Below are 5,093 nucleotides of genomic sequence, written 5' to 3' on the forward strand. Positions count from 1 at the left end.
CCATGTCGGAGGTGATACGGATGGGATTTACGGTAGGAGCGAAAGAGTTGCCGAAGCCTAAATACGGGTTTCCGCGCGGAGCATAAAACGAAAGAGGGCGCCTATTGGCGCCTTTAATTTTATAACTTTAACCAGTTTGCGAGCATCTTGTCTTTTGATTTGAAATCCTTTGCGATTTGCGCCAGATAGCCGCTGATTTCTTCTAAATCTGAAATCGTGTCTTGTAATGAAGCGATATATGCCGCTTCGGCATCGACATCGTAAAACAGCGGATTCCCTTTTTTATCGAACGACTGCGCCAAATCATTCAGCGTATTGTTTACATCATCGAGCGTAAGCTGATCGTATAAGCCGTGACCGACCTGGCGATAGGTATCGTATTTCAAATCGCTTATCGCAGCGTCATGTTCCTGGTAGGCGTTTTCCGCTTCTCTTTTCATCGTACGCAGGTCGTTTATAATCGCATTTACTTTTTCCGCAAGCTGCTTAGCGACTTCGGGGGTGACTTTAATCGCGCCGCTCCCTGATGCCACTTCAGCCGGCAGCATTGCTTTTAAATTTTTATCGTAGACGAGTTCATCGCCTTCAACATTTTGAACGTTGCCGTCTTCGTCGAAGGTGAAATTCGAATCATTGAGGCCGTGGGTGTCGGGCATTCCTAAGATTGCGGTCTGAAAGAAATACCCAGCGTTTTGCCCGATTTGTTGGAATACATCGCCCTGCATTCTCGCCTCGCGCACCGCATTTGATAATTCAGGGTCCTTCGTATAAATTGTCGTTCCATTGTGCCGGTCATATTCGTTCCACCAGCCGGCCCCGACCATGTCATCCGGATTGATAATCGATTTTATGGACCGGTCATATTCACCGTTGTTAATTTTCTTTTGCTGCTCCTCAGAGTGCAGCTTAACAATTGAAGGGCTGTTAAACGCGACGGCATAGATGTTGTTGTTGACCGCGCTGTATTCAGCTTCTGCGCCGCCAAGCGAGTGTCCGGTAGTTGAAATAACCGTCGAGGTGCCTTTATACTTTTGTTTAACTTCCCGCACCAGATCGTCAGCTTGCCCGATTTGGGACGTTTTCGTAATTAATTTGTAGTTACCGGTGCTAAGCATCGAGTCTTGTGACGGAGTTCCGTTATATTTTCCGAGTGTTTTAGAAGTATCTTTCGCATCTTTTTCGGCTATGTAGTGTTCCTTCTTTTTCGGGTCAATTCCCATCACAACGTTCCCGCCGTCTGCGTCAATAACATCTTGAAAGAACTGGCTTTTCGGATCAGTTCCCGCGAAGGCTACGACGACGTTTTCGGGATTATCTGATTTGACCCACTTGCCGTCTTTTGTTTTTTGACCCTGAGAAAAAACAACGGCATCAAGTCCCGTATCAGAGTCTCTTTTAATTTTTTCGACATACCAATAAGTTTTTTGGTCTGTCTGTATCGGTTTTCCTGTTTTCAATTTATCATCTAATCTTTCGCGGTTGTAAGATTCCTGACTTAGCGTATAATAAGTTTTATCTGTTATTTTTGGAACTTTTATCTTATCACTCATATACATCGCCTCTTTATTTTTGTAAAATAGGATAGGAAAGGGTTGATTTCCGATTGAAAAAGAAAAAGTACATAATTATCCTTATTTTAATAATTATAGCAGTTGGAGGACTTTTTATGAAGCATCAGCACGATCAAAAGGAAAAAGAGATTGCTTTATTCGAAGAAGCACAGAATCATATGGAAAAATTTTTAACAACTAACTATAAAGATGTGAAAGATATCCATTTTTCTGAGAATTACTATATTAATCCAATGGGTGGTATTACTGTGAAGGGTTATACTAACGGAGAAAAAGAGTTTGAAGGTCTATATGATCCAGCCAATAAAGAAATATTGTCATATACGGTTGATGCCGAACCCAAAGAAGAATGTAAAGATAAGCTTTGTACAAGATAAATTAGCCCGCTCGGCCTTATTTGTTTTATATGCTCTTCTTCATACCGCATCTGCGGCACTCACGAAGGAAAATTCCGTCCTTCACCGAGCTTTTAAACAGCGTATAATCACAGTTGTCGCAGCGGCCATGATGAGCGTCCGGATACTCTTTGTAGTCGTATATTTTCGTTGTGTCGTATCCCTTTGTTTCGTAATCCATTCGTCCTCAACCTCCGACTAATAGGATACGACATTAGCTCGGTTGAATCAACGACATAGACAACGTTTTTTCCACGAAATTAAAGCGTAGGAGCCGCCGGAATCTGCTGCGGGTATATTAGGTATCGGCGGCCGCTTAACGCCTGATTTCGTGTGTTATTCGATAACCTTAATCGCCTTAAATCCGCTGCCATTTTCGTATTGATCCTTCGTAAAAGTAACGCTGATCCGATCGCCTGGCTTTGCGTCTGTGGCTGCCGGATCGAAACTAAAGCCGCCGTCATCCGCTGAAACAGCGTAATCTTTTCCTTCGACAATTTCCTGGGCGTCTTTGGCTTCCGCAGCCATGTCGTCAGCCACGCGATAAGCAATATCGACATCTTCGTTTAGTTTGGCGGCGTAGATTCCGAGAGCCGCGTTGCCTGCGATTGATAGGCCGAGGATGGCCGTTAAAAGTTTCGTTTTATTCATCGTCATTACCTCCGCAATATATGATTAAAATTCGTACCCGGAATTATCTTCTCGACAAGCGTGGCAGTATGTGCTCCATACGTAGCCTCTCGGAACATCTTCCGCGTACCATTCTACGGAATGATCCTCGTCACAATGACGGCATTCGCGGAGATCTTCCACCGGAATTACGGCGTTTTTCAAGAATACAGATTTTACGTTTTTCATTCGTCATTACCTCCGTATTTGGTTGCGATTAAATAGCCGAGACATGTAAGCGCCGTATTAAAGCCGATCTGATACGCTTTGCCTTCGTCTTTAAATGACGTAATAGGGCGCTGATATAGATCGAGAAGTTGATCGGCTTGCTGCGGCTTCAGCGGCGGTGTGACCGATTCCTCCTCGATCTAAAGAATAGAAGCGCGATAAAAACGACAGCTGAGCCGAGGCCGACGCAGTCCAGTACGGACAGCCGGCCGAAGTTCATATCCGCAATCCAGGCGAGCAAGACGACGATTAACAAAATTTCCGTAGTATCAATTCGTTTCATTCGTGTTATAATTGATTGACAAGGGGCGAGATGCCCCTCGGTGTTATAATCGGCGACGGTGCTTCTTGGTCGGAGGCCGTCGCTCCTTACTTTCGGCTTCTTTTCGCATCTTGCGGAGTTCAAGACCGAGCTTGATAATTCCGAGCCAAGATGCGGCGATTGCCGAAAGCTTCATTACGGTGTCAATCAATTACGTTCACCTCCTTTCTATACTCTTATTATACGCTATCGTATAGAAGAAGTCAAGTGAATTTGCGGAAAAATATTCTCCGGCGTATAATTAACGCAGAGGTGATTCGATGAACATAACGGTTAAACCACGTTTGCAAGCGATCCTAGATGAAAAAGATTGGTCGCAATCAGAATTATCGAGAAGAACCGGCGTGCCACAACCGACTATTTCACGCTTTGATTCCGCGGAAAGACATTACGATTGGCACGTATTTGCCATCGCGAAGGCGCTCGGAGTAAATGTCGAGGAGTTATTCGAGGTGAAGATCGAAGACGCTGACGAATGATTGGCGTCTATTTCTTCGTGTTATTACCGTATATTTATACGTTTATATGAATAATAATACGGTTGATGTGACGGTGAGAGGTCGGATGATTATCGTTATATTCTCAATTAGAATATCGTAATTGATAATGAACACGATCTTATTCGCACAAATCGGCCAAAAACACGACTTTATTCGCACAACCGAAAATGGGGTTCGTGCTTACAGCCGCAAGGGATACAGCGGTTTTGAGTCCGTAATTACTTCTTAGTCTTCTGAATCCGAAGACTAGCGGGAACTACGTTTCACTCCGCCCCGCAGAAACGCAATCATGTATATTGTATAAATAATTGTATCGCGATAAAGGTCTTAATAATATCCGCGGACACGGAGGAGCGTAAGCGACGGAGTGGTCGCTAGGTTTTAAAACATACGGAAAGAAGTCCGATAACCTATCGAAAGTAATTGCGATGTCTTAACGATAAATACGCATACTTTACGTCTATATGCTGTCTTACGTAATAGAAGGACGTGTAACATAACGTAAACCTACCGCTTTGCTGAACGAATAGCAAGGCGTTTTATTATGCGATTGTAACACCGAAGAGGAGAACGTAGATATATAGGAAGGGATACGGGAGGATTCGGATATAGGACGTTACGGAGGTCGGAGTGCCGTCCGCCTGTAAGTCAGCCTCGCGCTTCATGACGGAGACCCTTCGAAAACCTCGACCCTCGGAAGCCGATAGTTCACACCGTTAACTATATACGAAATTTTAGCGTAATAAAGCGATTGTGAAACGGCCTGAAGCCGCGCCAGTACTGCGATGTATAAAAACATGCATAACAAAGTAAACTGCGCAGTTCACAAACGCAGTCGTGACACGGGTTTAGCGATTAAACAACTTCCGATAGCGGGAATTATGTAAACTAAAAATGAATACGAAATACATCGGTATGCATAAACAACGGCGTCACCGACCGGAAAAACGGAAGGGGGCGGGGGAGGTCCGATCGGAAAAAGCCGTGCCGGACGCCGGCAATTTTCTCGCAAAATTTTAAATACGGAGGGTGATTACGATGTTCATTCCGACTCATGCACTATCGGAAGATGACAAGGCACTATTGCGGAAGTTGGTCGCTGATCTACTCGAACATGGCGAATCGATAGCGATTGGAACGGACGGCGACGGTCTTGAAATGAGTTTAAGTTTTCGGAGTCAACAACCGATTGTTAAGTTCGTCGAACATATAACCGAGGGTGATGACGAATGAAATACGCAGTCTTCAGCGACTATTGCGACGCAGGCCAAGCGATCTACGACAATTACGAAGATGCGCTCGCCGATTATGCTGAACGGATTATGAACGAAGCGCGTAACGGTGTTGATGCGTATATTTGCGAAGTCATTGACGAATACAAAGCGGAATAGATAACGATTTTCACGCT

Annotated in this window: 9 protein-coding genes; 3 read left to right on the forward strand and 6 right to left on the reverse strand. The window is 44.5% G+C overall.

The window, feature by feature from the left end:
• Positions 1 to 119: 119 nt before the first annotated feature.
• Positions 120 to 1,550: a lipase family protein gene (locus tag ACVC9U_RS00460; RefSeq protein ID WP_057957770.1), complete on the reverse strand. Its 1,431-nt coding sequence runs from the start codon at positions 1,548 to 1,550 to the stop codon at positions 120 to 122.
• A 53-nt stretch (positions 1,551 to 1,603) separates the two neighbouring features.
• On the opposite strand from ACVC9U_RS00460, the gene ACVC9U_RS00465 reads away from it, so the two are divergent.
• Positions 1,604 to 1,948 (forward strand): DUF1433 domain-containing protein, encoded by a 345-nt coding sequence (locus ACVC9U_RS00465; protein ID WP_016885213.1) that lies wholly within the window; start codon positions 1,604 to 1,606, stop codon positions 1,946 to 1,948.
• Positions 1,949 to 1,973: 25 nt separating this feature from the next.
• Here ACVC9U_RS00465 and ACVC9U_RS00470 read toward each other — a convergent pair whose 3' ends face one another.
• From ACVC9U_RS00470 to ACVC9U_RS00490, 5 genes are all read right to left on the reverse strand, one after another.
• Positions 1,974 to 2,147 carry a DUF8096 family protein gene (locus ACVC9U_RS00470; RefSeq protein ID WP_017474210.1) on the reverse strand — a complete coding sequence of 58 codons (174 nt, stop codon included), beginning with the start codon at positions 2,145 to 2,147 and terminating at the stop codon, positions 1,974 to 1,976.
• A 155-nt stretch (positions 2,148 to 2,302) separates the two neighbouring features.
• Complete coding sequence (locus ACVC9U_RS00475) at positions 2,303 to 2,617, reverse strand: hypothetical protein (RefSeq protein ID WP_434174117.1); 315 nt, start codon at positions 2,615 to 2,617, stop codon at positions 2,303 to 2,305.
• Between the two features lie 24 nt (positions 2,618 to 2,641).
• Positions 2,642 to 2,824 (reverse strand): hypothetical protein, encoded by a 183-nt coding sequence (locus ACVC9U_RS00480; protein WP_434174118.1) that lies wholly within the window; start codon positions 2,822 to 2,824, stop codon positions 2,642 to 2,644.
• Between the two features lie 148 nt (positions 2,825 to 2,972).
• A complete protein-coding gene (locus ACVC9U_RS00485) occupies positions 2,973 to 3,146 on the reverse strand; it encodes a hypothetical protein (protein ID WP_186440253.1) in 174 nt (57 codons plus the stop codon).
• Positions 3,147 to 3,189: 43 nt separating this feature from the next.
• Positions 3,190 to 3,336: a hypothetical protein gene (locus ACVC9U_RS00490; RefSeq protein ID WP_441390014.1), complete on the reverse strand. Its 147-nt coding sequence runs from the start codon at positions 3,334 to 3,336 to the stop codon at positions 3,190 to 3,192.
• Positions 3,337 to 3,445: 109 nt separating this feature from the next.
• Between ACVC9U_RS00490 and ACVC9U_RS00495 the strand changes: the two genes are divergently transcribed.
• Both ACVC9U_RS00495 and ACVC9U_RS00500 read left to right on the forward strand, forming a co-directional pair.
• On the forward strand, positions 3,446 to 3,664 hold the full coding sequence (locus tag ACVC9U_RS00495) for a helix-turn-helix domain-containing protein (RefSeq protein WP_048356122.1): 219 nt from the start codon (positions 3,446 to 3,448) through the stop codon (positions 3,662 to 3,664).
• Between the two features lie 1,250 nt (positions 3,665 to 4,914).
• Entirely contained in the window at positions 4,915 to 5,076 is a 162-nt protein-coding gene (locus ACVC9U_RS00500) for a hypothetical protein (protein WP_155519891.1), read from the forward strand.
• Positions 5,077 to 5,093: the final 17 nt, after the last annotated feature.

The sequence above is a fragment of the Bacillus sp. GM2 genome (genome assembly GCF_056155945.1).

Bases quoted from the DNA above. Each gene is read 5' to 3' on its own strand.
- ACVC9U_RS00460 (WP_057957770.1), bottom strand. From the start codon at position 1,550: ATGAGTGATAAGATAAAAGTTCCAAAAATAACAGATAAAACTTATTAT.
- ACVC9U_RS00470 (WP_017474210.1), bottom strand. From the start codon at position 2,147: ATGGATTACGAAACAAAGGGATACGACACAACGAAAATATACGACTAC.
- ACVC9U_RS00475 (WP_434174117.1), bottom strand. From the start codon at position 2,617: ATGAATAAAACGAAACTTTTAACGGCCATCCTCGGCCTATCAATCGCA.
- ACVC9U_RS00480 (WP_434174118.1), bottom strand. From the start codon at position 2,824: ATGAAAAACGTAAAATCTGTATTCTTGAAAAACGCCGTAATTCCGGTG.
- ACVC9U_RS00485 (WP_186440253.1), bottom strand. From the start codon at position 3,146: ATGAAACGAATTGATACTACGGAAATTTTGTTAATCGTCGTCTTGCTC.
- ACVC9U_RS00495 (WP_048356122.1), top strand. From the start codon at position 3,446: ATGAACATAACGGTTAAACCACGTTTGCAAGCGATCCTAGATGAAAAA.
- ACVC9U_RS00500 (WP_155519891.1), top strand. From the start codon at position 4,915: ATGAAATACGCAGTCTTCAGCGACTATTGCGACGCAGGCCAAGCGATC.